Origin of the sequence: Paenibacillus sp. FSL H8-0548 (assembly GCF_038630985.1) — a bacterium.
Classification (GTDB): Bacteria; Bacillota; Bacilli; order Paenibacillales; family Paenibacillaceae; genus Pristimantibacillus.
Genome location: NZ_CP152049.1, coordinates 3253762 through 3279600 on the forward strand (window position 1 = coordinate 3253762; position 25839 = coordinate 3279600).

The 25839-nt window shown below is 43.6% G+C and carries 24 protein-coding genes; 18 read left to right on the top strand and 6 right to left on the bottom strand.

Features of this window, described 5'->3' with window-relative positions; all coding sequences use genetic code 11:
• Window positions 1-38 precede the first annotated feature (38 nt).
• On the top strand, window positions 39-1925 hold the full coding sequence (locus MHI37_RS13475; RefSeq protein ID WP_076335431.1) for a glucose PTS transporter subunit IIA: 1887 nt from the start codon (window positions 39-41) through the stop codon (window positions 1923-1925).
• Entirely contained in the window at window positions 1922-3664 is a 1743-nt protein-coding gene (gene ptsP / locus MHI37_RS13480) for a phosphoenolpyruvate--protein phosphotransferase (RefSeq protein WP_076335430.1), read from the top strand. Before MHI37_RS13475 ends, ptsP begins: the two co-directional genes overlap by 4 nt.
• Here ptsP and MHI37_RS13485 read toward each other — a convergent pair.
• Window positions 3661-4191, bottom strand: coding sequence for a type 1 glutamine amidotransferase domain-containing protein (locus MHI37_RS13485; protein WP_076335429.1), 531 nt, complete (start codon window positions 4189-4191; stop codon window positions 3661-3663). The two genes, ptsP and MHI37_RS13485, sit on opposite strands and share 4 nt — an antisense overlap.
• Window positions 4192-4244: 53 nt before the next feature.
• Between MHI37_RS13485 and MHI37_RS13490 the strand changes: the two genes are divergently transcribed.
• From MHI37_RS13490 to MHI37_RS13535, 10 genes are all read left to right on the top strand, one after another.
• Window positions 4245-4682, top strand: coding sequence for a VanZ family protein (locus MHI37_RS13490; RefSeq protein ID WP_076335428.1), 438 nt, complete (start codon window positions 4245-4247; stop codon window positions 4680-4682).
• A gap of 195 nt (window positions 4683-4877) precedes the next feature.
• Window positions 4878-5255, top strand: coding sequence for a hypothetical protein (locus MHI37_RS13495; RefSeq protein ID WP_306010660.1), 378 nt, complete (start codon window positions 4878-4880; stop codon window positions 5253-5255).
• Between the two features lie 36 nt (window positions 5256-5291).
• Window positions 5292-5594 carry a stalk domain-containing protein gene (locus tag MHI37_RS13500; RefSeq protein WP_144023612.1) on the top strand — a complete coding sequence of 101 codons (303 nt, stop codon included), beginning with the start codon at window positions 5292-5294 and terminating at the stop codon, window positions 5592-5594.
• Between the two features lie 317 nt (window positions 5595-5911).
• Window positions 5912-6916: a catabolite control protein A gene (gene ccpA / locus MHI37_RS13505; protein WP_076335425.1), complete on the top strand. Its 1005-nt coding sequence runs from the start codon at window positions 5912-5914 to the stop codon at window positions 6914-6916.
• Between the two features lie 5 nt (window positions 6917-6921).
• Window positions 6922-7620: a 5'-methylthioadenosine/adenosylhomocysteine nucleosidase gene (locus tag MHI37_RS13510; protein ID WP_076335424.1), complete on the top strand. Its 699-nt coding sequence runs from the start codon at window positions 6922-6924 to the stop codon at window positions 7618-7620.
• Between the two features lie 174 nt (window positions 7621-7794).
• Window positions 7795-8190 carry a nucleoside 2-deoxyribosyltransferase gene (locus tag MHI37_RS13515; protein ID WP_076335423.1) on the top strand — a complete coding sequence of 132 codons (396 nt, stop codon included), beginning with the start codon at window positions 7795-7797 and terminating at the stop codon, window positions 8188-8190.
• Window positions 8191-8248: 58 nt separating this feature from the next.
• Entirely contained in the window at window positions 8249-8620 is a 372-nt protein-coding gene (locus MHI37_RS13520; RefSeq protein WP_076335422.1) for a VOC family protein, read from the top strand.
• Between the two features lie 135 nt (window positions 8621-8755).
• Window positions 8756-9013 (top strand): hypothetical protein, encoded by a 258-nt coding sequence (locus MHI37_RS13525; RefSeq protein ID WP_076335421.1) that lies wholly within the window; start codon window positions 8756-8758, stop codon window positions 9011-9013.
• 865 nt (window positions 9014-9878) lie between these two features.
• Window positions 9879-10136 (top strand): DUF1871 family protein, encoded by a 258-nt coding sequence (locus MHI37_RS13530; RefSeq protein WP_076335420.1) that lies wholly within the window; start codon window positions 9879-9881, stop codon window positions 10134-10136.
• A gap of 143 nt (window positions 10137-10279) precedes the next feature.
• On the top strand, window positions 10280-10609 hold the full coding sequence (locus tag MHI37_RS13535; protein WP_076335419.1) for a hypothetical protein: 330 nt from the start codon (window positions 10280-10282) through the stop codon (window positions 10607-10609).
• A gap of 65 nt (window positions 10610-10674) precedes the next feature.
• Here MHI37_RS13535 and MHI37_RS13540 read toward each other — a convergent pair whose 3' ends face one another.
• Entirely contained in the window at window positions 10675-11856 is a 1182-nt protein-coding gene (locus MHI37_RS13540; RefSeq protein ID WP_076335418.1) for an acetoin utilization protein AcuC, read from the bottom strand.
• Between the two features lie 154 nt (window positions 11857-12010).
• Window positions 12011-12646, bottom strand: a complete 636-nt coding sequence (locus MHI37_RS13545) for a GNAT family N-acetyltransferase (protein ID WP_076335417.1) — start codon at window positions 12644-12646, stop codon at window positions 12011-12013.
• 238 nt (window positions 12647-12884) lie between these two features.
• Here MHI37_RS13545 and acsA point away from each other — a divergent pair, with 238 nt between their 5' ends.
• Window positions 12885-14609, top strand: a complete 1725-nt coding sequence (gene acsA, locus MHI37_RS13550; protein WP_076335416.1) for an acetate--CoA ligase — start codon at window positions 12885-12887, stop codon at window positions 14607-14609.
• Between the two features lie 81 nt (window positions 14610-14690).
• On the opposite strand, the gene MHI37_RS13555 is transcribed toward acsA, so the two are convergent.
• Complete coding sequence (locus MHI37_RS13555) at window positions 14691-15074, bottom strand: VOC family protein (RefSeq protein ID WP_076335415.1); 384 nt, start codon at window positions 15072-15074, stop codon at window positions 14691-14693.
• A gap of 226 nt (window positions 15075-15300) precedes the next feature.
• Here MHI37_RS13555 and MHI37_RS13560 point away from each other — a divergent pair, with 226 nt between their 5' ends.
• Window positions 15301-16260, top strand: coding sequence for an aldo/keto reductase (locus tag MHI37_RS13560; RefSeq protein WP_076335414.1), 960 nt, complete (start codon window positions 15301-15303; stop codon window positions 16258-16260).
• 172 nt (window positions 16261-16432) lie between these two features.
• Here MHI37_RS13560 and MHI37_RS13565 read toward each other — a convergent pair whose 3' ends face one another.
• Window positions 16433-19504 (bottom strand): transglycosylase domain-containing protein, encoded by a 3072-nt coding sequence (locus MHI37_RS13565; RefSeq protein ID WP_076335413.1) that lies wholly within the window; start codon window positions 19502-19504, stop codon window positions 16433-16435.
• Window positions 19505-19812: 308 nt separating this feature from the next.
• Here MHI37_RS13565 and MHI37_RS13570 point away from each other — a divergent pair, with 308 nt between their 5' ends.
• Both MHI37_RS13570 and MHI37_RS13575 read left to right on the top strand, forming a co-directional pair.
• Entirely contained in the window at window positions 19813-20343 is a 531-nt protein-coding gene (locus MHI37_RS13570; RefSeq protein WP_179090153.1) for a protease, read from the top strand.
• 27 nt (window positions 20344-20370) lie between these two features.
• Window positions 20371-21897, top strand: coding sequence for a flotillin family protein (locus MHI37_RS13575; protein WP_076335411.1), 1527 nt, complete (start codon window positions 20371-20373; stop codon window positions 21895-21897).
• 58 nt (window positions 21898-21955) lie between these two features.
• Here the strand turns inward: MHI37_RS13575 and rpsD are convergent, their stop codons facing one another.
• Window positions 21956-22558: a 30S ribosomal protein S4 gene (gene rpsD / locus MHI37_RS13580; protein ID WP_076335410.1), complete on the bottom strand. Its 603-nt coding sequence runs from the start codon at window positions 22556-22558 to the stop codon at window positions 21956-21958.
• A gap of 364 nt (window positions 22559-22922) precedes the next feature.
• Between rpsD and MHI37_RS13585 the strand changes: the two genes are divergently transcribed.
• Together MHI37_RS13585 and MHI37_RS13590 are read left to right on the top strand one after the other, a co-directional pair.
• The gene (locus MHI37_RS13585; protein WP_083676094.1) at window positions 22923-24866 is read left to right on the top strand and encodes a diguanylate cyclase; all 1944 of its coding nucleotides are present in this window, start codon (window positions 22923-22925) and stop codon (window positions 24864-24866) included.
• A 192-nt stretch (window positions 24867-25058) separates the two neighbouring features.
• Entirely contained in the window at window positions 25059-25772 is a 714-nt protein-coding gene (locus tag MHI37_RS13590) for a hypothetical protein (RefSeq protein WP_076335408.1), read from the top strand.
• The last annotated feature ends 67 nt before the right edge of the window (window positions 25773-25839 follow it).

Consider the following 25839-nt stretch of genomic DNA (forward strand, 5'->3'; position numbering starts at 1 on the left):
AAGTTAGTTTTGCTTCGCAAAACTTTAGGAGGTGCGGAATGATCTTTATGGGAAGCCTGCAGCAGCTCGGTAGAGCGTTTATGCTACCGATGATTGTGTTGCCAGGGGCAGCTATCTTTCTTAGCTTAAGCAAGCTGCCATGGTCTTACATTGGCTTGCCAGGTATGGAAGGATATTTAGTAGCAGCGAGTGAAGCCATTTTTACGTTTTTACCATATATCTTCGCAGTTGGAATCTCGCTTGGATTAACTGGAAATGCGCTCGCAGCGGGTATGGCAGCATTAGTAGGCATGATGATTTATAGCGGTATAACGGGCACGTCAGAGGTACAGATTGAGCCAACGGTGCTTATTGGTACATTAATAGGAATTTTGGCGGGCGTAAGCCATGAAAAATTTAAAAGCTTGCGGTTGCCCGAATACATTCAGTTTTTTGGCGGACCTAGGTTCGTTCCGTTGTTTGTAAGCTTTGTTACGCTGCTATTCTCCATAGGCATGATTAATGTTGCTCCTTATTTGCAGAAAATAATGATTGAATTAGGAGAAATCGTTGCATCAGGCGGAGGCTTCGGTATATTTTTATATGGCTTCGTGCATCGAATTTTGGTCGTATTCGGTCTGCATCATTTAGTAAGCCATGTGTTCTGGTTTCAAATCGGCGGTTATGAGACACCAGCAGGAGATATGGTGTTTGGCGACTTGCCAAGGTTTTTTGCGGGTGATCCGTCAGCAGGCGTGTTTATGGCAGGTTTATATCCCACTATGATGTTCGCTTTGCCGGCCATTGCGCTTGCCATTATTCATGAAGCGCGTGAGGATTTAAAGCCGAAAATTCAAAAAACATTTCTGTATGCTGCACTTGCTTCCTTTCTAACAGGTGTAACAGAGCCGGTTGAATTCGCATTTTTATTCGTTGCTCCATATTTATACGTCGTTCATGCCATATTGTCCGGCATAATTATGTGGGTTACATATGAGCTTGGTATTAGACATGGCTTTTCTTTCTCAGCGGGGGCAATTGATTTCGTAATTAATGAGCACTTGGCAACTCGCGGCTGGCTTATTATTCCGATTGGCGTCGTTGTTGGATTTATTTACTATTTCTTATTCCGCTGGGCAATTCGTAAATTTCGAATTCCTACTCCTGGTCGTGAGGAAGGCTCGCAGCTGGATGAGTGGGCAGGAGACATTCCGTATCGTGCGCCGCTTATTTTGCAAGCGATCGGCGGCAAGCAAAATATTGTGAAGATGGAATCCTGCATAACAAGATTACGACTTAAAGTATCCAATGATAAGCTGCTGGATATTAATGCGCTTCGCAGCTTGGGAGCTGCTGGTGTAATTAAGCTTGGCGGTGGACAAGTTCAAGTCGTTTTTGGTACTTATTCAGAGCTGATCCGAGAGGAAATGATTAAGACGATTCATCGGGATCAAGCACAAATATTGTTCCACTCGCCTATGCAAGGCCGAATGATTCCGCTCGAAGAGGTGCCCGATCCGATATTTGCAGGAAAGCTTGTTGGACAAGGCGTTGCCTTTATCCCTGATAAGGGAGAGCTGGTCTCACCTGTAAAAGGAAAGGTCATGCATATTTATCCAACGATGCATGCGATAGGCATCTTAACACCTGAGGGGTTGGAGGTATTGCTGCACATTGGAATTGATACTTCTCGTTTATCAGGCAAGGCATATTTTAATGCTGTAGTAAAAGAAGGCGATGAGGTTACGCCAGGCATGCTGCTTATTAAGTTTGATTTGCAGCGTGTTCGCAAGGAAAGCAAGTCACTGGCTACACCGATGGTTATTACAAATTCAGATCTTGTACAATCGTGGCGTTTTGCACCGTTTAAAGCGGTGAAGAAGGGACAGTCTTCGGTTATGTCAGTTGTACTTAAAGAGAGAAACGGTGGAGGGGAATCACAATGATTCAAGGAATAGGGGCGTCAGCAGGCATAGCGATTGGGAGATCGTTTGTGCTTCCGAATTGGGAATGGGAGCTGCCAGAGCAAAAGATCGATGTCGCTGATTTTGCTCGCGAGTTCGAACGTGTCTACGAAGGCATTCGTACCTCTAAGTCGGAGATTGAGCAGATTAAGGATGATCTGCGAGATGTTGTCGGGTCGGAGGAAACGCACATATTCGATGCTCATATCGCCATTTTGGACGATCCTGTCTTCATGAATGAAATACAAGGCATTATTCAACGCCAATATAAAGCGGCTGAAGTAGCTGTCAAAGAAGCGATTGATCATTTTGTGACCATGTTTGATCTGCTCGATGATGAATATATGAAGGAACGTGCCCTGGATATAAAGGACGTTGGAAATCGCTTGCTGAAGCATCTGCTTGGCGCGCCTGAAATTACGCTGCCGTCAGATACGCAGCCTTTTATTCTAATCGCTAAGGAGCTCTCTCCTTCTCAGCTGGCTCACATCAATCCACAGCATGTTCTTGGCATTGTGACCCTTGTAGGCAGTACGACCTCACATTCGGCAATTATGGCCCGTGCGCTTGGCGTGCCTCTCGTTGTAGGGGTTGAGACTAAGCTGGAGGAGCCTATACAAACCGGACAAACCATTATTATTGATGGCAGTGATGGCTCAATCTTTATCGACCCGATACAGCCAATTATCGACTCCTACACAGCGCTTCACAGTTATCAGACAGAAGAGAAAAAAAAGCTGCATGGCATTGTAGGCCACCGTTCTGTAACTCCAGATGGAAAGAAGCTGGAGCTTGCTGCTAATATCAGCTCCTTCAAGGAGCTTGAAATTGCTTTATCGAGCGGAGCACACAGCGTTGGATTGTTCCGTACTGAATTTCTATATATGGATCGCAATCGGTTTCCAAAGGAAGAGGAGCAATTCGAGATTTATCGCAGCGTTGCAGAGCGGTTAGCCGGAGAGCCGCTTGTTATTCGAACGCTTGATGTTGGAGGCGATAAGCAGCTGGATTATTTTGAATTGCCGGAAGAAGATAATCCGTTTCTTGGTTACAGAGCGATTCGTATTTCACTAGACCGTCAGGATCTATTCAAAACACAACTGCGCGCTATATTGCGTGCAAGCCATTATGGACAAGTGAAATTGATGTATCCGCTCATCTCATCGGTAGACGAGGTTCGTGCAGCAAATGCGATTTTAAACGAAGCGAAGCGTGAGCTGGAGGAAGCGGGTCATCCTTATGACAAAGGAATGAAAACCGGTATTATGATTGAGGTACCTGCAGCCGTTATGATTGCGGATCTGCTCGTGGATGAGGTCGACTTTTTCAGCATTGGAACCAATGATTTGGTGCAGTTCACGTTAGCGGTCGATCGCATGAACGAGGAAATTTCTCATTTGTACGAGCCCTATCATCCTGCACTGATACGGATGCTGCGAATGACGGTTGAAGCAGCAAAGCGCGGAGGCATTACAGTAGGAGTATGCGGTGAGCTGGCAGGAGATATTAGAGCATTGCCGATTTGGCTAAGCTTGGATGTAGATGAGCTAAGCATGTCCTCTCATTCGATTTTACAGGTTAAGGAAAGGCTGCTTTGTACAACTCAGGAAGAAAGCAAAGAGGTTTTTCAACAATTGGATAGTTGTCGTACGAGTACGGAGATTTTGGAGAAGCTCAATGGTTTTATTGAGCGAATTAATAAAAAAACAGCGAATGGTTAAACCATTCGCTGTATTAATGCATCTACAAAAGCTTTAGCATAAGGCGGCAGATCAGGCGGGCGGCGAGCGGAGATGAGGTTGCCGTCGACAACAACCGCTTCGTCGTACCATGTAGCTCCTGCATTTTCCATGTCGTCACGAATTCCAGGGGTTGAGGTTACTTTGCGTCCTTCTAAAATTTTGGCAGAGATCAGCACCCATCCTGCATGACAGATTTGTCCGATCGGCTTATCCGCAGCATTCAGCTCTTGAACCAGCTGCAAAACCTTAGGATAACGGCGCAGCTTGTCCGGTGCCCAGCCGCCCGGAACCAATAAACCGATAATGTCTTCACTGTTTACTTCGTCGAACGATAGGTCGGCAACGGCAGGGACACCGTATTTTCCGATATGCTTTTTGCCTTTTTCGGGACCTGCATAAAGGACAGTTGCCCCTGCTTCTCGGGCACGATATACCGGATACCAGAGCTCTAAATCTTCAAATTCATCATCTAGCAAACAGATGACGGTTTTGTTTTGTAAGGTCATTATTTTTCCCTCCATCTCTTAAAGATCTCTATTATTGTAGCGAAGGAGTAACAATGAAGCAAACAGATCCTGCAAGAACTATTTTTTCATTCCCTAGAATTTTGCGTTTTTTGCCTGCCGTCGCTTGGATGACTGTTATTTTTGTACTATCTGCAAGAACGAGTGATGAGATTAATACGCTGCTGCCCTTCTTTCAAAAATTCCTTCCTTTTGTGAATGATTTCAATTGGGGTCATTTTCTCGCTTATTTCATATTAGCTTTAACACTTGATTACGGTATAGGCAAAAAGGGTGATCGTTTCTGGATTAAAGTTGCTATCGTACTCATTTGTGGACTATATGGAATTACCGATGAATACCATCAATCTTTTGTAGGTGGACGTATGCCTGACATCATGGATATACGCAATGATATTATTGGTGCAGCGCTATGGACAGCGGTTGCAGCCATTGCTCCTATCCGAAAAGTATGGAGAAAAATAGCTCCTTAGTTGGAAGGGTTATGCTTTTAATTAAATTCATAATAATAGTAAAAATTACATGAGATTAAAAGCAGGAGTTTGTGCGAAAATGGTCGAATCCTTAATACATTGTAACTCTGAAAGCAATGCTTAGCGGCGATAGCTGCTACTAAGAAGGAGTGGACCGCTTTGCATAAACGGTGTCATTGTGGTGACATCATGAGGATGAAACTGCGAACTGTTATTTATTCGGGTAAAGTTGAAATTGACAACGTACCTATTTTTTCCTGCACCACCTGCAACAGAAGTGAAGTGTTTCCAGAGGTAAAGCCGGATTTAACTGGTTTAATTGCCCAGCTCGGTGCTAAGCCGGATAAGCAAACTTTCCTTTTTAACGAATGTAATGAATGGGCTAATTTGTTAGTGGAAGCTAAGGCGGATAAGCTAAAGACGGATGAGCCTGCTTTTCAAAGATTAATTGAGCAAAGAATTAACAAGCTGCTTGATTTGTATTTGCTTGCAAATTCTCTGAACGATATGGCTTGGATAGCGGATATAGAAAAGCGACTGGAGCAAATAAGCCGTCGCTCGCTGCATACATAGCTAGTCGGATTAAAGTATGATGTAAGTCAGCATCCATTGGAATTAAGCGACGATCTTTTCTTGGCAGCATGCCGGGCAGTGATCGTCGCTTTCTTTTTAAGCATATTTGGTTTTAGTGTTGAGATCGATAAATCAAATGATATTATTTTAAAAAAAGATAAGACGGTTATTAAAATTATTCACTCGAACAATAAAATACACATCGATGGGAAGCTTACGGAGGTCAAAGCACTAAAAGTTGATGGTTCCTATTACATTCCGATACGTTCTGCGGTGAAATGGGCAAATGGAAAAATAATATCGATTGATAATAAAAGCCTGTATATTTCAACCAAATAATTAAATTTGTCAAAATGGTGTCAAGTCTTAAGTGTCGATTCATGTCGAAGTGGTCAGCTCGCATTATTTATGGCATTAGAATTCTAAAGGGCCGCAATTAAAACCGATTCGCCAGATTAGACTTGCTTTCCCAGCATTCAAGATCATCGAAGCATAACATTTTTCTACCAGCCTCATTGCTATGAAAATCTATGAAAACCTTATGGGTTATGGGTTTTTACACTGTGACGCTTTGCGTTGCCGTACCCTTTATGCTATGATTACGTTAATATAAGACGTACGAAATTTAAAAATTTGAGCTAATGGAGAGAACCACTGTGACGGTAACTATTTATGATGTAGCAAGAGAAGCGGGAGTGTCGATGGCTACGGTTTCCCGGGTTGTTAATAACAATCCTAATGTGAAACCAGCAACGCGGAAGAAAGTATACGAAGCAATAGAGAGACTCGGGTATCGTCCGAATGCCGTAGCAAGAGGCTTGGCAAGCAAGAAAACGACTACAGTAGGTGTAGTTATTCCTGACATTTCAAATGCTATTTTTGCAGAAGTAGCTCGCGGAATTGAAGATATTGCGAATATGTATCATTATAATATTATTTTGTGTAACGCAGATAAGAAAAAAGACAAGGAAATTCGCGTTATTAACACACTTTTGGAGAAACAAGTTGACGGACTGCTGTTTATGGGTGGAGCTGTGACCGATGAACATATGCAAGCTTTTAAATCGGCCAATGTTCCAATCGTATTATGTGCGACAACGGATGAGAGTGGACAAATTCCATCTGTCGACATTAATCATGAGGATGCGGCATTTGATGCAGTTGGGAAGCTGCTATCGCAAGGACATAAACGAATTGCGATGATTAGTGGAACGCTGCAAGACCCATCTAACGGTTTTGCTCGGTTCCAAGGCTACAAACGAGCACTTGAGAATGCAGGCATCACTTACGATGAGTCATTAGTGCGTATCGGCAACTATCGATATGAATCTGGTGCTGAGGCTATGAAATATTTTATCAATTTGGACGAGCGTCCGACTGCTGTATTTTCTGCAACGGATGAGATGGCTATTGGTGCAATCCATAGCATTCAGGATTCCGGTTTAAAGGTTCCTGAAGATATCTCCGTTATTAGTGTTGATAACAGCCGGATGGCATCGATGGTTCGTCCGCTGCTTACTACGGTTGCACAGCCTATGTATGACATCGGTGCTGTATCGATGCGTTTGTTGACTAAGCTCATGAAGAAAGAAAATGTTGAAGAATCCAAAGTAGTGCTGCCGCATGAAATTATCGAGCGACAATCGGTTGGAGGAGTATAAGTATAATGTCTTTTAACAAAATCGGTATTATAGGCGCTATGGCAGAGGAAATAGAATTACTGCATGAGCATGTAACTGTAGCCTCTCAGACAACGAAGGCAGGCATTACCTACTACGAGGGAACGCTTCATGGCAAGACAGTCATCTATTGCAAATCAGGTGTAGGTAAGGTCAATTCGGCTGTCTGTACACAAATTTTGATTGATCTTGGAGCAGATTGTGTTCTTTTCACAGGCGTAGCGGGAGCCGTTGATCCTAGCTTGAACATCGGCGACATCGTCGTTTCATCAAGCTGCGTTCAGCATGATATGGATTGCTCGCCGCTGGGCTACGCACGGGGGACGATACCATTTCATCCTAAATCTGAATTTGTAGCTGACGAGCGCTTAGTAGATCTCGCCTCATCAGCTTGCAACCGACTTTTCTCGGGACACAGTCTCGAAGGAAAGATTCTCTCAGGAGATCAATTTATTGCCAGCCGTGATACGGTGAAGTTTCTTCATGAGACGCTGCAAGGTGCATGTGCGGAAATGGAAGGTGCTTCAGTCGCTCACGTATGTGATATGAATGATACACCGTTTGTTATTATTCGTTCCATGTCGGACAAGGCGGATGGATCAGCACATGTGAACTTCGCTGAGTTTACTGTAACTGCTTCTAATCATTCTTATCAGATTATTGACGATATGGTTCAACATATTTAATTCACTAAAGCTACATAAAGAATCAGCCTTGATATTCGTATCGAGGCTGATTCTTTATGTATGACACCCTTCGAAAGCTGCTTTTTGGCTGTGCTTCATTAATCTAACGGTCAGGATGTTTCAGTATATGCTAATATACAACTACATGTTTAGAAGGTCGAATCGGGGAACAATATGAAATTTTACATAGCTTCTAGTCTTAAAAATATAGAAAATGTAAGGCAAGTTGCAGAAAAATTGAAAGCACGTGGTTTTCAACAAACATACGACTGGACAACACATTCGAACATAGACAGCTTATCAAAACTCCGTAAAATTGGCCAAGAAGAAGTAACAGGGGTTTTGGATGCAGATGTTGTCATTGTCATGATCCCAGCGGGGAAAGGTAGTCATGTTGAGTTAGGAATTGCTCTGGGGGCCGGTAAGAAAATTTATTTATACTCCTCAACCAATGAACTGAATGAAATCGGAAACACTTGTACATTTTATCATGTGGAAGCAGTTCAACAGAGTATTGGCTTATTAGATGATTTGATAAATTGGGTCTGTCTTGATTACCAGCATCATTAAGCTATCGAGTTGGATAGTGTAATAAACTATCTAAAAATAATTTTTTATTGGAGGAAATATGAAACTAGGCGCATTCTCTGTAAGTTTAAGTGTAAAGGACATTTACCAATCAAAATTATTTTACGAAAATCTAGGATTTCAAATCTTCGGAGGCGATATTAGCCAAAATTGGCTCATTATGAAGAATGAAAGCTGTATAATTGGTCTATTCCAAGGGATGTTCGAAAAGAATATTCTGACCTTTAATCCAGGATGGAATGAAAATGCCGAAAATCTTAATTCGTTTACGGACATTCGGGATATTCAAAAACAGCTTAAAGCAAAAGGAATTAAAATACTGACTGAGGCAGATGAAACAAGCGAAGGCCCTGCAAGTTTTACCATTGAAGATCCGGATGGTAATTCCATTCTTATAGATCAACACAGATGAAGTAGATAATGGCATACGTAGAGAAATGGTTAGTTAAAATATTTAAGTTAGCATTATTTAAATATATTTCCAATTTAGGAACCTCCAACGTCTACGGAACGTATTATCCAGTAAATGTCTTTCTGGAGGTGTAGAATGGAGAATAAATACAATCCCTTTGATGATAAAACTATTCACACAACTCAGTCAGATAACAATACTGCTGATTATTCCGATAGACAAGGATTTAATGATGTATTAAAGCATTATGATGCTGTAAATGGATTTCAAAGTCCAAAACTACTAAATCAAATTCCAAGGTCTCTAAGACAAATAATTCGATGGGCAATAATAATAAATATTTCAGTTTTTTTTGGATTTAATATCTACGATTCATTAAAAAGCATTTTCTAGCGGGAAGTTTTAGTTTGACAATAGCAGGAGTTGGCCGCGGCAGCTGCCCTAGCCTTTTTATTAGGCTAATGGCCGTTTTGAAAGAAGATTATTTAAATGGAGATCTGAAGTTGAAAGTTTTATGGCAAGAGAAGATGTTTCAAACCCTAGGGAATATTTCCTGAGTGTTCCTCTATTTCCGCATGCCCAGCCTACCACCTCAAACGGCAGCAACTGCGTTGCTATCTGAGATGGACTTGATCCAAGGTGACGAAATCCTGCGAATGAGTGAGTATATGTGAGATAAATCCTTAAAAACGACGGACTATACACTATAGTTTAATAACATATGGATGAGCAGGCGCTACGGTGACCCGCTCTTTTTTATTAAGCTAACCTTGCAGCAACCTTAGCTGCGTACGACTCGAAATTCGCTATATCCTACACTAAAGTCACCGCTAGATGAAGGAGAAGCGCCTACACTGCACTTATTACAATGAAAACCTCACATGAGAGCTGTTTCAGACGGCTACATTGTACTATTGCAGCAGAATTAACTCCAAACCTACGAATATCGCCCGAGAATAGGCATTCTATTGCACAAACTACAGTGTACGTGCCCTAGTTAGGCCAGTAACGTCGATTACGTTGTACAAACTGCAACGTAGCCTCTTCCTATAGCAGCGCTGAACCGATCGAGCTAGCACGACCAATCTAAGAACAGGGGAAAGAGAGCTAAAGCAACCCAACGAGATAAGTTGAACTAGAGATAAGGGTTGCAAAAGCGAGAAGATCGATTCTCCACAATGATCTTCTCGCTTCGTCTAAACTTCATTTTTTAAATTCAACTTATATAGAGAGATTGCCCAATAAGGTGTGATACAAGGTGAAAATAAGTACTAAGCTTTTAACTGAAGTGATTAATAATTGGGATCCTATCGGTCTGTTAGCTGGAGGTGCTCCACAGAATGAGTATGATATTGAGATCAGTCAGATTGTGCAAAAGTCTATAACATGTACAAATGAAATAGAATTAGCAAAACTTATATATAGAGTGTTCAATGATATGATGGGTGTGAAGCTAGATCATCTAAGCTGCTTAAATCAGGCATTTACAGTAACTGAACGTAATAACAATACATGATTGAACTAAAGGGAACGTATAGCTTAACATTCACAAAGAAGAGGCTGCCGGCATAAATCGGCAGCCTGGTTGAGCTAACGGTCGGGATACTTACAAACTGTAATGAAGAATGTGGTTATATTTGTATGTCAGGAGGTGATATTTTGGTTAATATTATGATCATTTCACTCACTGCTATATTTTTAGCTTTGTTTATATTTGGACTTATACAATGTAGAAAACATTCCTTTACAGCAGGCTTTTATTTCTTTCTTCTCTTAATTGTCCATCAGATTTTACCTTATATTTATTCCCCTTTTATTCATAGATACATTGATTATTCATCGACTAGCGGTAATACTCCCATGGGAATGACTATTGGCGAATTAGTAGCTTGGTTTACTCTACTTCCTAGAATTATAGAAGTTATTGCTTTTAGCTTTTTAGTTGTTGGACTATATCGAATGTGGAAATCTAAGACCATCAAGTCATGATCATCGCAGTTTATTCCGCTAAAACTCCAAGATATGAAGCAGACATCCATTTTACGAACAGATAATCATTCAATATCTTGAATAACGATTTTTTGCATTACTTTATTTTTGTCACTTATCTCGGCGCGGCGGGGCATAGGCTCAATATCTGCTGGATCATCCAACCATTTTGTCGGAAGCGTATGCGGGCTCATTTGTGACCAGCGATTGAGCCAGCACTCAGGAAGTAAAGCCTCTTCATTGTTAGCGATTGCTTTGGTAATGGGGTGGTCGATCATCGTAAGCCAGACCAAGGACCAAGCTCTAGGCACCACTCTAAAAATATCGTATCCTCCTCCGCCGAGCGCGATCCACCGCCCCTTCGTATACTCATGAGCTAGCTCATGAAGGATAGCAGGGATTTCAGCGTAGATTCTCATGCTGCAATGAATGTGTGAGAGAGGATCATAAGCGTGCGCATCACAGCCGTGTTGGCTAATGATGACATCGGGCTGAAAAGCTTTGATGACTTTGCGCAGCGTGACATTGAAGCTCTCAAGCCAGGAGTCATCCTCGGTATAAGGCTCAAGGGGCATGTTGAAGCAAGCACCAAAGCCATGGTCCACTCCTTTCTCATGAACGAAGCCGGTACCTGGAAACAAAAATTTCCCAGTTTCATGAATCGAATAAGTGCATACGTCAGGATCGTCATAAAATACCCATTGAACGCCATCCCCATGATGAACATCGGTATCAATATAAAGTACCTTTGCCCCATAGGTTTGACGTATATGCTTGATCGCCACTGCTGCATCATTATATATGCAAAAGCCGGAGGCGCGGTCAGGGAAGGCGTGATGGAGTCCGCCGGCAATATGGTAAGCATGGTTGACCCGGCCCGACATGACAGCGTCAGCTGCCGCTACAGAGCCGCTGACGATGGTCATAGCGGCCTTATGCATGCCTGGAAAGTACGGGGTGTCCTCAGTATGAAGGCCAAACTGCTGCGCGAGCAAGCTGCGATCAGCGAAATGCTCATCTTCACTTAACTGCTTAACTGCCGACAAATAATCGGTTCGGTGCACGAGTGAGAGCAGTTCCGCTTCCGTATAAGCTGCTGGAGCTTCGATATGCTCCTCGGTCAATGCTTTGACTTCCTTAAGCAAATCGATCGTCAGCGTTATGCGGAGGGGGTCAAAAGGGTGCTCTTCACCAAATTTATACCCGCTAGAATCGGTGTGATTTATGAAAATAGCATCTGAAGTCATTCGGATCCTCCTAAAGGTTTGCGGAGCAAACCACTTCGTAAGCATGGGCTAAGGTTTGCGAAGCAAACCACTTCGTAAGCATGAGCTAAGGTTTGCGAAGCAAACCACTTCGTAAGCATGAGCTAAGGTTTGCGAAGCAAACCACTTCGTAAGATTAATACATAAATCTTTGTCGGAATCGTACCCGGTCGAAATGCTCGACTGAGCTAAGCGGCACCTCTTTACCGATCTTCACCATGAGACAATTAGCAGGGTGGGAGCAAATCTCGGGATCATCTGTAGCAAACCAAACCATGCCTACTGCTTGCATCAAACGCTCCATCATTTTGCGATACTCCCACACATTAAGCTTAGTTCCTTCCAAATCCCAATGCCAATAATATTCAGTCGTAAAAACGATCATATTTTCTAATTGCTCCTCTGCGAAAGCAAGCTCTATCATTCGTTTCCCAAGTCCGCAGCCGCGATAATCATCAGCTACTTCAATCGCACCGAGCTCGATAAGATCTGTCATGCCGCCGTCTGACCAGCGCTCAAGCTCATCGGCATAGTGGAAGGTGACATAACCGACAATGACATTGCCTTCACGCGCCAAAATAATTCTTCCTTCATCAAGGCCGGCAATTTCAACTAGCGCTATATGCTGCTCTAGCGGTCTGCGGAAAGCATCTAATGCTTTGTGCATTGACATTTCGGCTAGTCGATTGGGTGCTACAGGTCCTTCCAAGATAAGCTCACGGCTTTCGCCAAGAGAAAGCTGCTCTCTCTGCAAGCGCTTTCGGTGTTCCAAAGGCTGAACCTCCTTTACTCTTCGTTAGCTGACGATTTCAAACCTCTAATACTCTTTATAACAAACATTTCAAGAAATGAAAAGCGTAGTCGAATAGAAAAAGGTTATGCTATAATAGGTTTGGCGGTTTAAAAAAGGGATACGCAAATGAAGCACTGCTTGTTTGCTCAAGCAAAGTTATAATTTGAAAGCGTATTCTTATAAAAATGACATGTAGATTTGATGGGAGAGTGACAATATGATCAACTTGCATCAAGAAAGAATTCCAGCGACGGCAACAAATCCGAATTTACCAAACTATGAAGCAGCGGTAGAATCTTTTGATTGGACTCAAATCGAAAGTCAGTTTAGCTGGTATACGACAGGCAAAGTTAATATGGCATATGAGGCCATTGATCGACATGTTGAGCTTGGTAAAGGTGACAAAATCGCCCTATACTACAGTGATGGTGAACGAGATGAGTCCTACACCTTTGCTCAGCTAAGCAAGCAATCCAATCGATTTGCAAATGTTTTACGTAAGCTAGGCGTTACTAAGGGGGATCGAGTGTTTGTTTTTATGCCTCGGACGCCTGAGCTTTATTTTAGTGCAATCGGAGCACTTAAGGTTGGTGCAGTGGTTGGACCGTTATTTGAGGCATTTATGGAGACAGCGGTTAAGGATAGGCTGAAGGATAGCGAAGCCACAGCGATCATTACGACCCCCGCCCTATATAAAAGAATTAAGCGTGAAGAGCTGCCGAATCTTAAGCATATTATTGTATTTGGTCAGGATGTGCCTAAGGATGAAGGCATCATTGATTTCGCCGAAGAGATGGCTAGTTCATCGGATGAAGCTGAAATCGAGTGGTTGGATCGTGAGGACGGTCTTATTTTACATTATACTTCTGGATCAACGGGTAAACCGAAGGGCGTCTACCATGTGCAAAACGCAATGATACAGCATCTGTATACAGGCCAAGTTGTACTTGATTTGAAAGAAAATGATATTTACTGGTGCACAGCTGACCCAGGTTGGGTTACAGGCACCTCGTATGGCATTTTTGGACCGTGGCTAAATGGAGCAACTAACGTCGTTCGGGGCGGACGCTTCAGCCCAAGCGATTGGTATAGCATTATTCAAAAATATGGTGTGACCGTGTGGTATAGCGCGCCTACAGCTTTCCGTATGCTTATGGGTGCAGGCGATGATATTTCCAAGGAGTTTGATCTTACCAGCCTGCGGCATGTGCTGAGCGTAGGAGAGCCTCTTAATCCAGAAGTTGTTCGTTGGGGCTTGAAGGTATACGGTCAACGTATTCATGATACTTGGTGGATGACTGAGACGGGTGGGCAGCTTATTTGCAACTATCCGAGCATGGATATTAAGCCGGGCTCGATGGGGAAGCCATTGCCAGGAATTAAAGCATCCATTATTGATGACAGCGGCAATGAGGTTCCGCCATATCGGATGGGCAATTTAGCGATTCAGACGCCTTGGCCGTCTATGATGCGCAAGGTATGGAATAATCCTTCGAAATATGAGGAATATTTTTACGTCAAGGGCTGGTACATCTCGGGGGACTCAGCCTATATGGATGAGGACGGATATTTTTGGTTTCAAGGACGTATAGATGATGTCATCAATACCTCCGGGGAGCGGGTAGGTCCGTTCGAGGTGGAGAGCAAGCTCGTCGAGCATCCGGCAGTAGCGGAGGCAGGTGTTATTGGCAAGCCTGACCCGATGCGCGGTGAAATTATTAAAGCATTTATTGCGCTGCGGGAAGGCTTCGAAGCCTCCGATGAATTGAAGCAGGAGATTTCTCAATTTGTAAAGCTTGGTTTGTCTGCTCATGCTGCGCCTAGAGAAATTGAGTTTAAGGATAAGCTTCCTAAAACACGCAGCGGCAAAATTATGCGCCGGGTTCTCAAAGCCTGGGAGCTGAATTTGCCAACAGGGGATTTGTCTACGATTGAGGATTAGATCAAATAGTTATGAAAGAAAACAATAAAAATAGAGGATGCTTCCATTCAGGAGGCATCCTCTATTTTTATTGTTCACGTGCTATCTTTGAAACAATTCGATCCGTTCCCCTTCAGGTCCGCTAATGAAAAAATAACGATAGCCATTTGGAAGTGTCGTAATAGCTTCATCAATGAAGGAAACTTCGAGCTGCTGCAAACGGTCAAACTCAGCTTGTACATCACTAACGGTTATGGCAAAATGATGCACCTTGCCTTCGGCGGGGAGGCTGTCGTTATAGCCCTGGATTAATTCAAGCTCTGTTTCGTCGGAATGACCGAAGCCGAGAAAGGCGAGTTCAATAACTCCATTCGAATGCGGTGTGCGTCCTTTTAGCTCAAAACCGAGAATGTCGGTATAAAAGGCGATGGAGGCTTCAATGTCTCTAACCATAACGCCTACGTGATCGATTCGTTTTTGTATCATTATCGCTTAATCCTTTCCAACATCCATAATGTAATATCATTTCACTATTGATTAGTGTTTCCTATCATAAGGAGAAGATATTTAGTTGTCAAGCTGGAATAATCGGATTTAATTAAGAGGGGAATTCTTATACTTAAAAAATGGTTTGACATTTAGTTGTGCGGATTTATAATTGAATTAGTCATAGTATTCTAATGGGAATTATTGAGTAAAGGAGGTTTACTTGTTGGAGAAGCGTAAATTAGGCAGCAGTGAGCTCTATCCTTCCGTTATAGGATTCGGCTCGTACGCCGCGGGGAAGTTTGGCTGGGGTGAGGTCGATGATGATGATGTTATAGCTGCTATTCAACGGGCTTATGAACTAGGTATTACTTTCTATGATACGGCACCTGGTTATGGTCTTGGCCATTCAGAAGAAGTACTGGGCAGGGCAGTTAAGCCTTTTCGGGAGCATGTCATTATCGCCACAAAAGCTAATCTGCTATGGAAAGATCAAGGACATTTCACTATAAATGTAACGAAGGCGAAAATTGTTCGTGAGATTGAAGAAAGCTTGCGCCGGCTAAATACAGAATATATAGATTTATATCAGGTGCACTGGCCAAATTCCAATAATGAAACTCCAATTGAGGAGATATTTGAAACCTTAAATAAATTGGTTGAGCAGGGGAAAATACGTCATCTTGGTGTTTCGAATTTCAATGTTCAACAGCTTGTAGCAGCACAAACGGTAAGTCCAATTATTTCTTTGCAGTCGACATATAATCTGTTCCAACGTGATGTGGAGCATGCGGCTTTGCCTTATGCAAAGCAGAGAAATATAGGCTTTATCCCCTACAGTCCACTGGCTCAAGGCTTGTTGACGGGCAAGTTCAACTATTTAACAAGGCTTTCCGAGACAGATGTTCGCAAACAGCTCAATCCCTTATTTTCTGATAAGCAGTTTATCAAAAATCTTGTGATCGTCGAAACTTTTACAGGTATAGCCCGGTCGATTGGTAAGCCGTTAAGTCAGGTTGCGATTAATTGGTTGTTGTATCGCAATGAAATTTCAGCAGTTATGGTTGGCGGCAAAACGATAAAACAAGTAGAGGAAAATGCAGCTGCTGCAAGATGGAGATTATCGAGAGAGGACTATGAGCAAATTAGTCGATTATTTGAGACGGATTCCTCCTATATGATATAAAAAAATATGATCTATACAATAAAAGGAAGCAGCCTGTTAGCAAGGCTGCTTCCTTTTGTTCAAATATAGGAAAGTATATCCATTCGCCATACTTTCTCTATATTTCTCCGGAATGAAACGCGCCACCGCCATAAGGACGGCGCGTTTCACCTTGTTAATCGGACAATCCGTTTTAACTAACCGTTTGCTTTGAGGAGGGAGCTGACTCACCGGTTGCATTCTCCGATGTTACATAAAATGATCCGGAGATTAGCGGAGCAACATACTCAAAGCTAGTTTCAGATGTGGAGCCGATTTTTGAATATTTTCCATCGTTATTTGAGCTGTAGTACACATGATATTGTGTGACTTGATCAGACACGCTGTTGGCTGCCCAGGTTAACCGTACGCTAAGGTCTGATTTCACTGCCTGCAGGCCCGTTGGAGCAGCAGATGCTGGAACTGAGGTATCCGTTCCCGTTCCATTCCCAGCCCCATTATTATCGCTCACAGGCGGCTCAGGGACGATAGGAATGTTGCCATACTGAACTAGCTGGCTTGGTGCGGACTCCTTGCCGACAACATCAACTGCAGTGACATAGTACGTATAGCTCTGAGAGGCAGATGCGTAAAGCTTCATACGCTTCTCGGTATCTGAAATAATGGACTCGCCTTGCTTCTCGTACTTTTGTTGATCGGTTGATCTGTAAACACGATAGCCGACTACGTCCGCTGCTGTACTACTATTAAAGGTTAAGATGAGCACGCCATCAGTCGACTGCAGCTTAACACTTGATGGCGGAGGAGGTGCTGCTCCGTCGTCAGTACGCGGATCGGGCTTAGATGGCGCGTTGTCTGCTGCGTCAGCAGGCAAGTATATCTCAAGCGCGCGTCTGCTGCTTGCTGGCAGCTTCGACTGCGCTTCTTTGATTTCATCCATTAGGACATCCAGTGGTTTTTTACGTTTAATAACGATTTTTTCCTTCACCATATCGCTTGGCGTAGCAGGATTCGGAACGTAATTAACACCTTCATAGGTTACATACGCCATCTTGACAAGCGCATCATCCGTTTTTTTAGGAATATCCTTTTTATTAAACCAGTCGGTTACGAGCTTGCCTGCTTCCTTAGTTAGCTGGCTTGGCAGCAGGCCGCTTGCACTGGAAACGGTGGCCTTCACGATGCCTTCTGGACGTTCGAACTCTTTAGTTACGAATATTTCCGGCTTAGTCTCTGCCATCTTGTTCATAATTAATGCCCATATCGAACGGGCTCGTGTTTTGCCGTTCTCGGATAAGGAATTGACTTGTTCCTCGTAGCCAGCCCACACGCCGAGTGTAACATCAGGCGAGAAGCCCATGAACCAAACATCGCCATAGCTTTGCGTTGAGCCCGTTTTACCTGCAATCGGAATTTCACCGTATTTATCGAATTGCGATTTTAGCTTGTTGGCAGAGCCGCTGCTGCTTGAGATAACGGTCGAGAGCATATCGGTCATCAAAAATGCGCTTTGCTCTGAGAACACACGAGTGGGCACATCTTTATGCTCATATACGATTTTACCGTTAGCATCGGTAATCTTTGAAATCATAAATGCATCATTAAAAACGCCTTTGTTTGGAATGGCTCCGTATGCATTGGTAAGCTCCTCTACAGATACACCGATGCTGAGACCGCCGATAACGCCGGTTTGTGCATAAGCATCTTCAGGTTGCAGTGTTGTAATACCAAGCTTCTTGACAAATTCCCATGCGTTTTCGATTTTTACTTCTTCATTGAATATTTTTAAGGCTGGCAAGTTCAATGAACGGTTCAGAGCTTCGCGTGCGGTTACTAAACCTGCGAACTTCCGGTTTACGTTCATCGGAATATGAAAACCTTTCTGACCGTCCTTGAGAACGATCGGTGCATCATCAATAATACTAGCAGGCTGGATAATTCCCATTTCAATTGCCGGCAAATAGGCAGCCAATGTTTTCATAGTTGAACCTGGCTGTCTCGTCATTTGAGTCGCGTAGTTCAACTGCTCCTCGTAGAAGTCACGGCCTTCAAGCATTCCTAATATCGCACCTGATTTATGGTCAAGCATGATGGCAGCAATTTGTTCTAATCCTTTAGTCTCACTGTAAGGCGTAAAGTTTTCGTCGTTGGTTCCAATTTCACGCATGAGCTGATAAATATCTTTGTCAATGGTCGTATAAACATGATAACCGCCGCGAAGGAGATGATCACGTGCTTCCTCGATGAGAGCAGCGTTTTCTTTTTTTCTCAGATCAGCTTTGGTTAATTTGCTGTCTTGCTCCATCAGCATAATTTCTGCAGCTTGCCGCTCAGCTTCGAGCATTAAATAAGGATAGGTGGTGTAGGCCTTCTCAGAAGGCTCAGCAAGTGTTTTTCTAATATCAAATTTGAGAGCTTCATCATATTCTTGCTGAGTGATGCGGCCTGTCTCGAACATTCGCTTCAATACAGTCCGTTGACGGCCTAACGCCAGGTCGAAGCCTGCTTGATTAAATTGTCCCTTGCCTGTGTAGGCTGTATACGCGGATGGACGCTGCGGCAGCCCGGCTAAATAAGCGGATTGTGCTATATTTAGCTGGTTAAGATCAGTAATATTAAAGATCCCTTTGGAAGCAGCTTTAATTCCGAATAAATTATAGCCGCTGTTGCCGTTACCAAACGGTACCTTGTTCAAGTAAGCTGCCAATATCTCTTTCTTAGTCAAATATCGTTCCATTCGCAGCGATAAAAATATTTCTTTTATTTTACGACTGTCCGTTTTGTCTAAGCTTAAAAATACGCGACGGGCTAGCTGCTGGGTCAGCGTGCTTCCCCCGGTTTGTGTATCTTCATTTAAAAGCTTTTGTTTAACCGCACGACCAAGTCCATTAATGTCTACGCCCTTGTGTTCAAGAAAGTTGTTGTCTTCAATACCGAGTACGGCATTGATGACCTGGGGCGGTAAATCATCATATGTAATAATCATTCGGTCTTCTGATGTTCTAAGCTGACCAATAAGAGATTCATCATTGAAGTAAACGAAGCCGGTAATTGCATTTTCGCCAACTTTTTCTTCAATTAATGTACGTGGTCGTATTTCTTCGTTTTTCACATTTGCTGCAACATAGCCGGTTACTGCGCCCCCAGCAAGCAAAGCGATGAAGATTCCGAAATATACCATCCATTTTACTGTTATAAAAGTTACAATTCCAAAAGTACGCCACTTGCTTCGTTTGACTGGCGTAGGTTGACGATCTTCTTGCATTATTATGACTCCTCCTCCAAATAGCACACCTATTATAACATAAATCTCCAAAGTATCGCATACTTTAACGATTTTTGACTTTTACGCGGTGATCATCCAATGTCTATATATACGCAAACGAGTAAAGAAAAGTTGTATGGCAAAGTGAAAATGGAAAGGAAGAAACAGCAAATGACGTTTGAGTGTTTGCTTGCTATAATGCTAGTTAAAGCAACAAAATTCTTTTTTTTGGAAACAAAATCCCATTTTGTACGTATTAAATAACAGAAGACCTTACATCTAAGGGATAATATGAGAGGAGGATGAAGTTGGAGACGCTATTTATGTCCTGTTTAGTCGGAGGAATTCTATATGCACTCATTAGCGTTGTTTTCGGGGATTGGTTGGGACTAGCGCTCGACGGTGCGCTCGATTTTCTATCATTAGACGGTCATTCATGGCTGTCGCCGACTGCTCTTGTAGGTGGAATCACCGTATTTGGCGGTGCTGGCCTCATGCTGGAGAAGTATACGGTCTTTGGTTCAGCTTCAATTGTCATTATGGCTTTGTTAATTGGGCTGATAGCAGGAACAGCAGTGTTTTTTCTGTATATCAAGCCGATGGAACAAAGTGAGAACTCCATTGCGTTTTCACTTAACGGACTATCAGGCATGGTCGCTGAAGTGCTGACTCCAATTCCTGCTTCGGGCTATGGGGAAGTAATGGTCAAGGTTGGGGCCGGTAATACGAATCAAATCGCAGCGAGTTTCGATGGCGTTGATATTGCAGGAGGTGCAAAGGTCGTAGTAATAGAGGTAAAGGACAGCACGCTTTATGTATCGGAGATAGACCTATTATAAAACAACCAGTGGGGAGGAGTTATACTTATGCCAGAATCTTTGGTTATACCTATTATTGTCGTTGGAGTTCTTGTCGTTCTTGGTCTTGCCTTCTGGGCGCGCTACAGAACCGTTAGTCCGGATGAGGCGATGCTCGTAACAGGATCGTTTCTTGGCAGCAAACATGCAAGCACGGACGAATCGGGCCGCAAAGTGAAAATTATTAGAGGTGGAGGGGCGTTCATTCTACCTATTTTCCAAAAAGCCGAGTTTCTATCTTTACTTTCACATAAGCTTGATGTCTCAACTCCTGAGGTGTACACAGAACTAGGGGTTCCTGTTATGGCAGATGGGGTCGCTATCATTAAAATAGGTGGAGCAGTTGAGGACGTTGCAACGGCCGCAGAGCAATTTTTAGGCAAGCCCACCGAAGCCTTGAAGAGTGAGGCACAGGAAGTGCTTGAAGGCCATTTGCGCGCAATACTGGGCTCCATGACTGTTGAAGAGGTTTATCGAAACCGTGATAAGTTTGCGCAAGAGGTACAAGGGGTTGCAGCTAAAGATTTGAAGAAAATGGGGCTTCAGATCGTTTCCTTCACGATTAAAGATTTGCGAGATAAGCATGGATACTTAGATGCGCTTGGTAAGCCAAGAATTGCTGCAGTGAAGCGGGATGCGGAAATTGCAGAAGCCGAGGCAGTACGGGATGCTCGAATTCAGAAAGCGCTTGCGTCTGAGGCGGGTCAGAAGGCTGAGCTTGTTCGTGATACAAATATTGCTGAGGCGGAGAAGGAGAAGGAAATGAAGGTTGCTTCCTTTAAACGCGATCAAGATACAGCAAAGGCGGAAGCGGATCAGGCTTATTCCATTCAAGAAGCTCGTGCGAAGCAAAGCGTTGTCGAAGAGCAGATGAAGGTAGAGCTCGTACGTAAAGAGCGCGAGATTGATCTAGAGGGCAAAGAAATACTCCGCCGGGAGAAGCAGTATGACGCAGAAGTGAAGAAGAAGGCGGATGCGGATCGCTACGCAGTTGAACAAGCAGCAGAAGCGAATAAAGCGAAGCAACTTCGTGAAGCGGATGCAGTGCAGTATCGTATTGAAGCAGAAGCTAAGGCGCATGCTGCGCAGAAGCGATTGGACGGTTTGGCAGTAGCGGAGGCAGAGAGAGCTAAGGGTACGGCTGAGGCCGATGTTATTCGTCTTCGCGGTTTGGCTGAAGCGGAAGCGAAAGAGAAGCTCGCGGAAGCCTTTGCGAAATTTGGAGAGGCTGCGGTTCTCGATATTATTGTCAAAATGCTGCCGGAGCTTGCTGGTAAAATAGCAGAGCCTCTCAGCAATATTGATAAGCTTACAGTCGTTGATACTGGCAACGGCGAGGGTGCTGCAAGGGTAAGCAACTATGTAACGTCATTGATGTCGACAGCTCCAGAAATGCTGAAGAGTGTGTCGGGTATCGATGTGAATGCTCTTATTAAAGGGTTAACTAGCAAAACGTTAACTGCTCCAGCTCCAAGTGTGAAGCCAGTTGAAATTATTCCTGCACCTGCAGCACCAAAGCTTCCTGACCTATCGTAATATAGCGTATAGACAAGAAAAAGCCTTGAACCCAATGGGTTCAAGGCTTTTTTCAATATTAACGGCTGTAGAATTCGACGATTTGTTTCTCGTCGATATCTTGGGAAAGCTCACCGCGGTCAGGCAGACGAAGGAATTTACCTTCCAATGCTTGATCGTTGAACTCCAAGTAGTTCGGAAGGTGATGACGACCTTCCATTGCTTCTTTAATTGTTCTTAGGCTGCGGCTGCGCTCGCGCAAACCGATTACATCGCCTAGTGAAACGCTATAAGAAGCGATATCCACTTTCTTGCCGTTTACAGTTACGTGACCGTGTGCTACCAATTGACGTGCTCCTGCACGAGAGTTGGAAAGGCCAAGACGGTAAACAAGGTTGTCAAGACGGCTTTCAAGGAGGCCCATGAAGTTTTCACCGGCTTTACCTTTCATTTTTGCCGCTTTGTCAAACAAGTTGCGGAATTGTTTTTCATTCAAACCGTACATGTGACGAAGCTTTTGCTTCTCTTGCAATTGAACGCCATAGCCGCTCAGTTTTTTGCGTTGGTTAGGTCCATGTTGACCTGGTGGAAATGCGCGTTTAGCTAGTTCTTTACCTGTGCCGCTCAAAGAAATTCCAAGGCGACGGCTTAGTTTAAATTTAGGTCCTGTATAACGTGACATACGTAATATTAACTCCTTCATCAAATAAATTTGTGAATGGGGTTGTGTTTCGCCGAATACGTCCATCGTCCGAGCATGCTCGTCCCTGTCAGGCTAGTCAGCCGCTGGCCTGCAGTGAACGTATTTCATGAGGGTGACACAAAACCGTACGCCCATCTATTCATCAATAAATAATATATGAAATCGGTAGTTGTTGTCAAGGTTCAAGTGTGAAATTAAAAGTATTGAAAATAGCATCTAAAGTCCTATACTTTTCCAAGCATGATAGTGCATTATTCTCAAAAATGAAGTATGATAATAATAAAATTTAGCGGCAATTGGGAAGCTCATCTCCTTATTTGGCAGATGGAAGGGTTGGGGCTGCATGGTTGAACGAATGAAAAGTAATTTTGCATATCGTAAAACATCACCTATCGAGATTACGTCAGCAGATTCACAACCGGTTTGGTTTAATAATGAAGATATTAGCGATGCAGATGAGCCTTTGCTGAATCCATTATTAGAAAACAGTTTTCAACAGTGGGCAAGTGAGTCAGAAGAACTGACCTTGTTCGAGACTGGCGAATTTATGTTGTTTAATAAAGCTGTACAAGAAATTGCAGCAGCAGGATGCATCAACACAAATAAGGCCGATTATAATAGTACGGAACTGGAAGCACTAATTAAAGATGTGCTAGGCAGCGGACAAGCTGGCTGCACAGTTATAGAAAATAGGTATATAACAGCAATACCGATTTATAGAAGAAAAGATAAATCGGTATTTTGCGTTTTTGCATATGTGACACTAGTCGAATCCCAGCAGGATCGACCGCTTCTCCAAGCTTGTGCCCGTCACTTTCGATGCTGCTTTTATCAGAATTTTGAATTGCTTTACGTAAAGGATCTTCTTCTTCAGCAGCAGCGGGCAGACAAGGAAGCGGATAGAAGAGATGAGTTATTTAAAGCGACTAAACGACTTTACAATCAAATTGACGTTTCCTCAGTGCTCTCAGAGCTGCTGAGCAGTTTGGAAAGCTTTTATCCTAGCTCTGAGGTCGTTTTATTTTTGTCGCAGGATCATTTGAATGGGGATCCGCGTGTGAGGCCTCTCATATTCAAAAATATAGAGCATGATCCGGTTGCAAAAGCATTTTTAAATGAAAAGTCCGTAACAGAGCATGATCGGGATGGAACGCTTCGGCTTGCAGTGCCCATGACAGGTAAGCAGGCCGCTTACGGAGTGCTGTACATGACCATTGGTCCTGGCAAATGGGACGAGTCGGATTTAGCGGCCTTTCTCATACTTGCGGATACGTCAGGGTTCGCCTTCGAGAACGCTAAGCTGTATGAGCAATCTAATCTGCTTATTAATGAGCTGCGTTTAATTAATGAGCTAACGAAGCGCTTGAACCAGTCACTGAAGCTAAAAGAGATTTTTCAATTTGCTACGAGCGAGCTTTTGACGATATTTGATGCTGATTATTGCTGTATATTGCAGCTTAACAAAGATAAAAATGAATTTGCTGTGGTGTCAAGCAACTTTTCTGCACTTTCTAGCGAAGTGTTCTCACCAGACTACGGCTTCTGCGGCATGGTCTATCGTACACGGGAGCCGCTAATTATTTCAGATTATTGGCATACCCGTGTTGTAACCTCCAAGCTCATGGACAATACCAGCTCGAGATCGCTTATTGCAGCGCCCATTTTAGTTGACGGGGAGGTTGTTGGCGTCATTTTGGTGACACACAAAGCCGCAAGCTTCTTCTCATACGAGAACTATAAACTGCTGCAGGTTATGAGCACCCATATCGGTCTTGCCGTGACCAACGCTTCCTTGCATGCAGAGGTGCGTCGAATGGTTATTACAGATAATCTGACCGGTTTGCATGCGCGCCATTATTTAAATGAGCAAATCCAAAGACGTCAGCGCAAAGATGTATTTGGTGCACTTATTCTTGTGGATATTGACTTTTTCAAGCGAGTAAACGACACGTACGGACATCAAGTAGGCGATCGGATTCTCATACAGGTAAGCGAAATTATTCGCAGCACGATTAGACAAGGAGATATTGCGGCACGCTGGGGCGGCGAAGAGCTTGCTGTTTACCTCCCGGGAATTAAAGCAGAGCAGGCTTATCGGATAGCTGAGCGTATACGACTTCATGTTGAGAATGAAACGGAGCCTGTCGTGACGGTATCGTGTGGCGTGTCGGAATGGACCTTTGAGGACGAAAAGATCAGCGTAGAATCATTATTTTATCGTGCTGACATGGCACTCTATGAAGCGAAGAACAATGGGAGAAATTGTATTTATATTAGACAAAGTTGATGCTTTCAGAATAGGTAAGATAATTAGGGATGCCATTTATGGCATCCTTTTCTCTATATTTCTGGGGATGAAACGCGCTGGCGCCGCCAAAGGACGGAGACAGCCGTTTCACCTTGTTTCCACGGTTAGGAATAAGGAGCAGTACGGTTAGGGACGATAGTAGAGTAACGGCTTATAAAGGGAGGGTGAAGAATGAAGCGAAAGCATGCAATAGCTGTGAAAATAATCGTTATCTCGTCTTTTTTAACGATGACTGGCTGTGGTAATGTGGATGCTAAGCGAACGCCAGAGGAATGGCTTTCCTTATCTTATTCGGGGCTCGCAGCAACGGATCAATATGCGTTTACGGGGTCCATGAGCATAAAAACAGCAGCGGGCTTGGAGTTTAAACCGGAAATTTTTGAAGGCAAAGTGGTGGATCATAAGCAGCTCACTTTACAATCTAATAGTGAGGACCCATTGCATTGGAACCCTGTTCAAGTGCTTGGAGCTTTAAATAATAACAATGAAGAGATTCGCATAGCCGCTTCGGATACGAAGGAGTCGGAAACGGTCACGCTGCTCATTAAAGAGCATTCGGACACCTCAAAGAAAAGATGGGAGCAGCGCCTGCGCAATGAGCTTGATGAGCTTGTAGCTGCTGCACCTGCCGAGGGTAGTCCAGGACGCCAGGAATGGATGGCAGAGCTCGCTCATTCGCGAGAGCAATTAGAAACCATGTTGAAATCGATGGAGGCAGCGACTGAATACGAGCTGACGATTGATCGTGATCGACTGCTTCCACTCAAAATGGAGGAAAAAACAACTTTTAGCTACACGTATGGGAAGCAGCCAGTTTCAGAGTCCAGATACACGACTGTTCGCTTTCAAGCCTTCAACGGAACGGCGACTAATGCTGTGCAATAGACGTTGAACCATGTTACCATTAAGGAGTTGACGGGTGAAATTCACTTGTGAAAGTTAGAAGGAGAGG

Excerpts from the sequence above, each read along its gene's own strand:
- MHI37_RS13525 (WP_076335421.1), top strand. The coding sequence starts at position 8,756 with ATGGAGAATAAATACAATCCCTTTGATGATAAAACTATTCACACAACT.
- MHI37_RS13490 (WP_076335428.1), top strand. The coding sequence starts at position 4,245 with ATGAAGCAAACAGATCCTGCAAGAACTATTTTTTCATTCCCTAGAATT.
- MHI37_RS13485 (WP_076335429.1), bottom strand. The coding sequence starts at position 4,191 with ATGACCTTACAAAACAAAACCGTCATCTGTTTGCTAGATGATGAATTT.
- MHI37_RS13575 (WP_076335411.1), top strand. The coding sequence starts at position 20,371 with ATGCCAGAATCTTTGGTTATACCTATTATTGTCGTTGGAGTTCTTGTC.
- MHI37_RS13495 (WP_306010660.1), top strand. The coding sequence starts at position 4,878 with ATGAAACTGCGAACTGTTATTTATTCGGGTAAAGTTGAAATTGACAAC.
- rpsD (WP_076335410.1), bottom strand. The coding sequence starts at position 22,558 with ATGTCACGTTATACAGGACCTAAATTTAAACTAAGCCGTCGCCTTGGA.
- MHI37_RS13590 (WP_076335408.1), top strand. The coding sequence starts at position 25,059 with ATGAAGCGAAAGCATGCAATAGCTGTGAAAATAATCGTTATCTCGTCT.
- MHI37_RS13565 (WP_076335413.1), bottom strand. The coding sequence starts at position 19,504 with ATGCAAGAAGATCGTCAACCTACGCCAGTCAAACGAAGCAAGTGGCGT.
- MHI37_RS13555 (WP_076335415.1), bottom strand. The coding sequence starts at position 15,074 with ATGATACAAAAACGAATCGATCACGTAGGCGTTATGGTTAGAGACATT.
- MHI37_RS13515 (WP_076335423.1), top strand. The coding sequence starts at position 7,795 with ATGAAATTTTACATAGCTTCTAGTCTTAAAAATATAGAAAATGTAAGG.
- ptsP (WP_076335430.1), top strand. The coding sequence starts at position 1,922 with ATGATTCAAGGAATAGGGGCGTCAGCAGGCATAGCGATTGGGAGATCG.
- MHI37_RS13540 (WP_076335418.1), bottom strand. The coding sequence starts at position 11,856 with ATGACTTCAGATGCTATTTTCATAAATCACACCGATTCTAGCGGGTAT.
- MHI37_RS13475 (WP_076335431.1), top strand. The coding sequence starts at position 39 with ATGATCTTTATGGGAAGCCTGCAGCAGCTCGGTAGAGCGTTTATGCTA.
- MHI37_RS13510 (WP_076335424.1), top strand. The coding sequence starts at position 6,922 with ATGTCTTTTAACAAAATCGGTATTATAGGCGCTATGGCAGAGGAAATA.
- MHI37_RS13520 (WP_076335422.1), top strand. The coding sequence starts at position 8,249 with ATGAAACTAGGCGCATTCTCTGTAAGTTTAAGTGTAAAGGACATTTAC.
- acsA (WP_076335416.1), top strand. The coding sequence starts at position 12,885 with ATGATCAACTTGCATCAAGAAAGAATTCCAGCGACGGCAACAAATCCG.
- MHI37_RS13585 (WP_083676094.1), top strand. The coding sequence starts at position 22,923 with ATGGTTGAACGAATGAAAAGTAATTTTGCATATCGTAAAACATCACCT.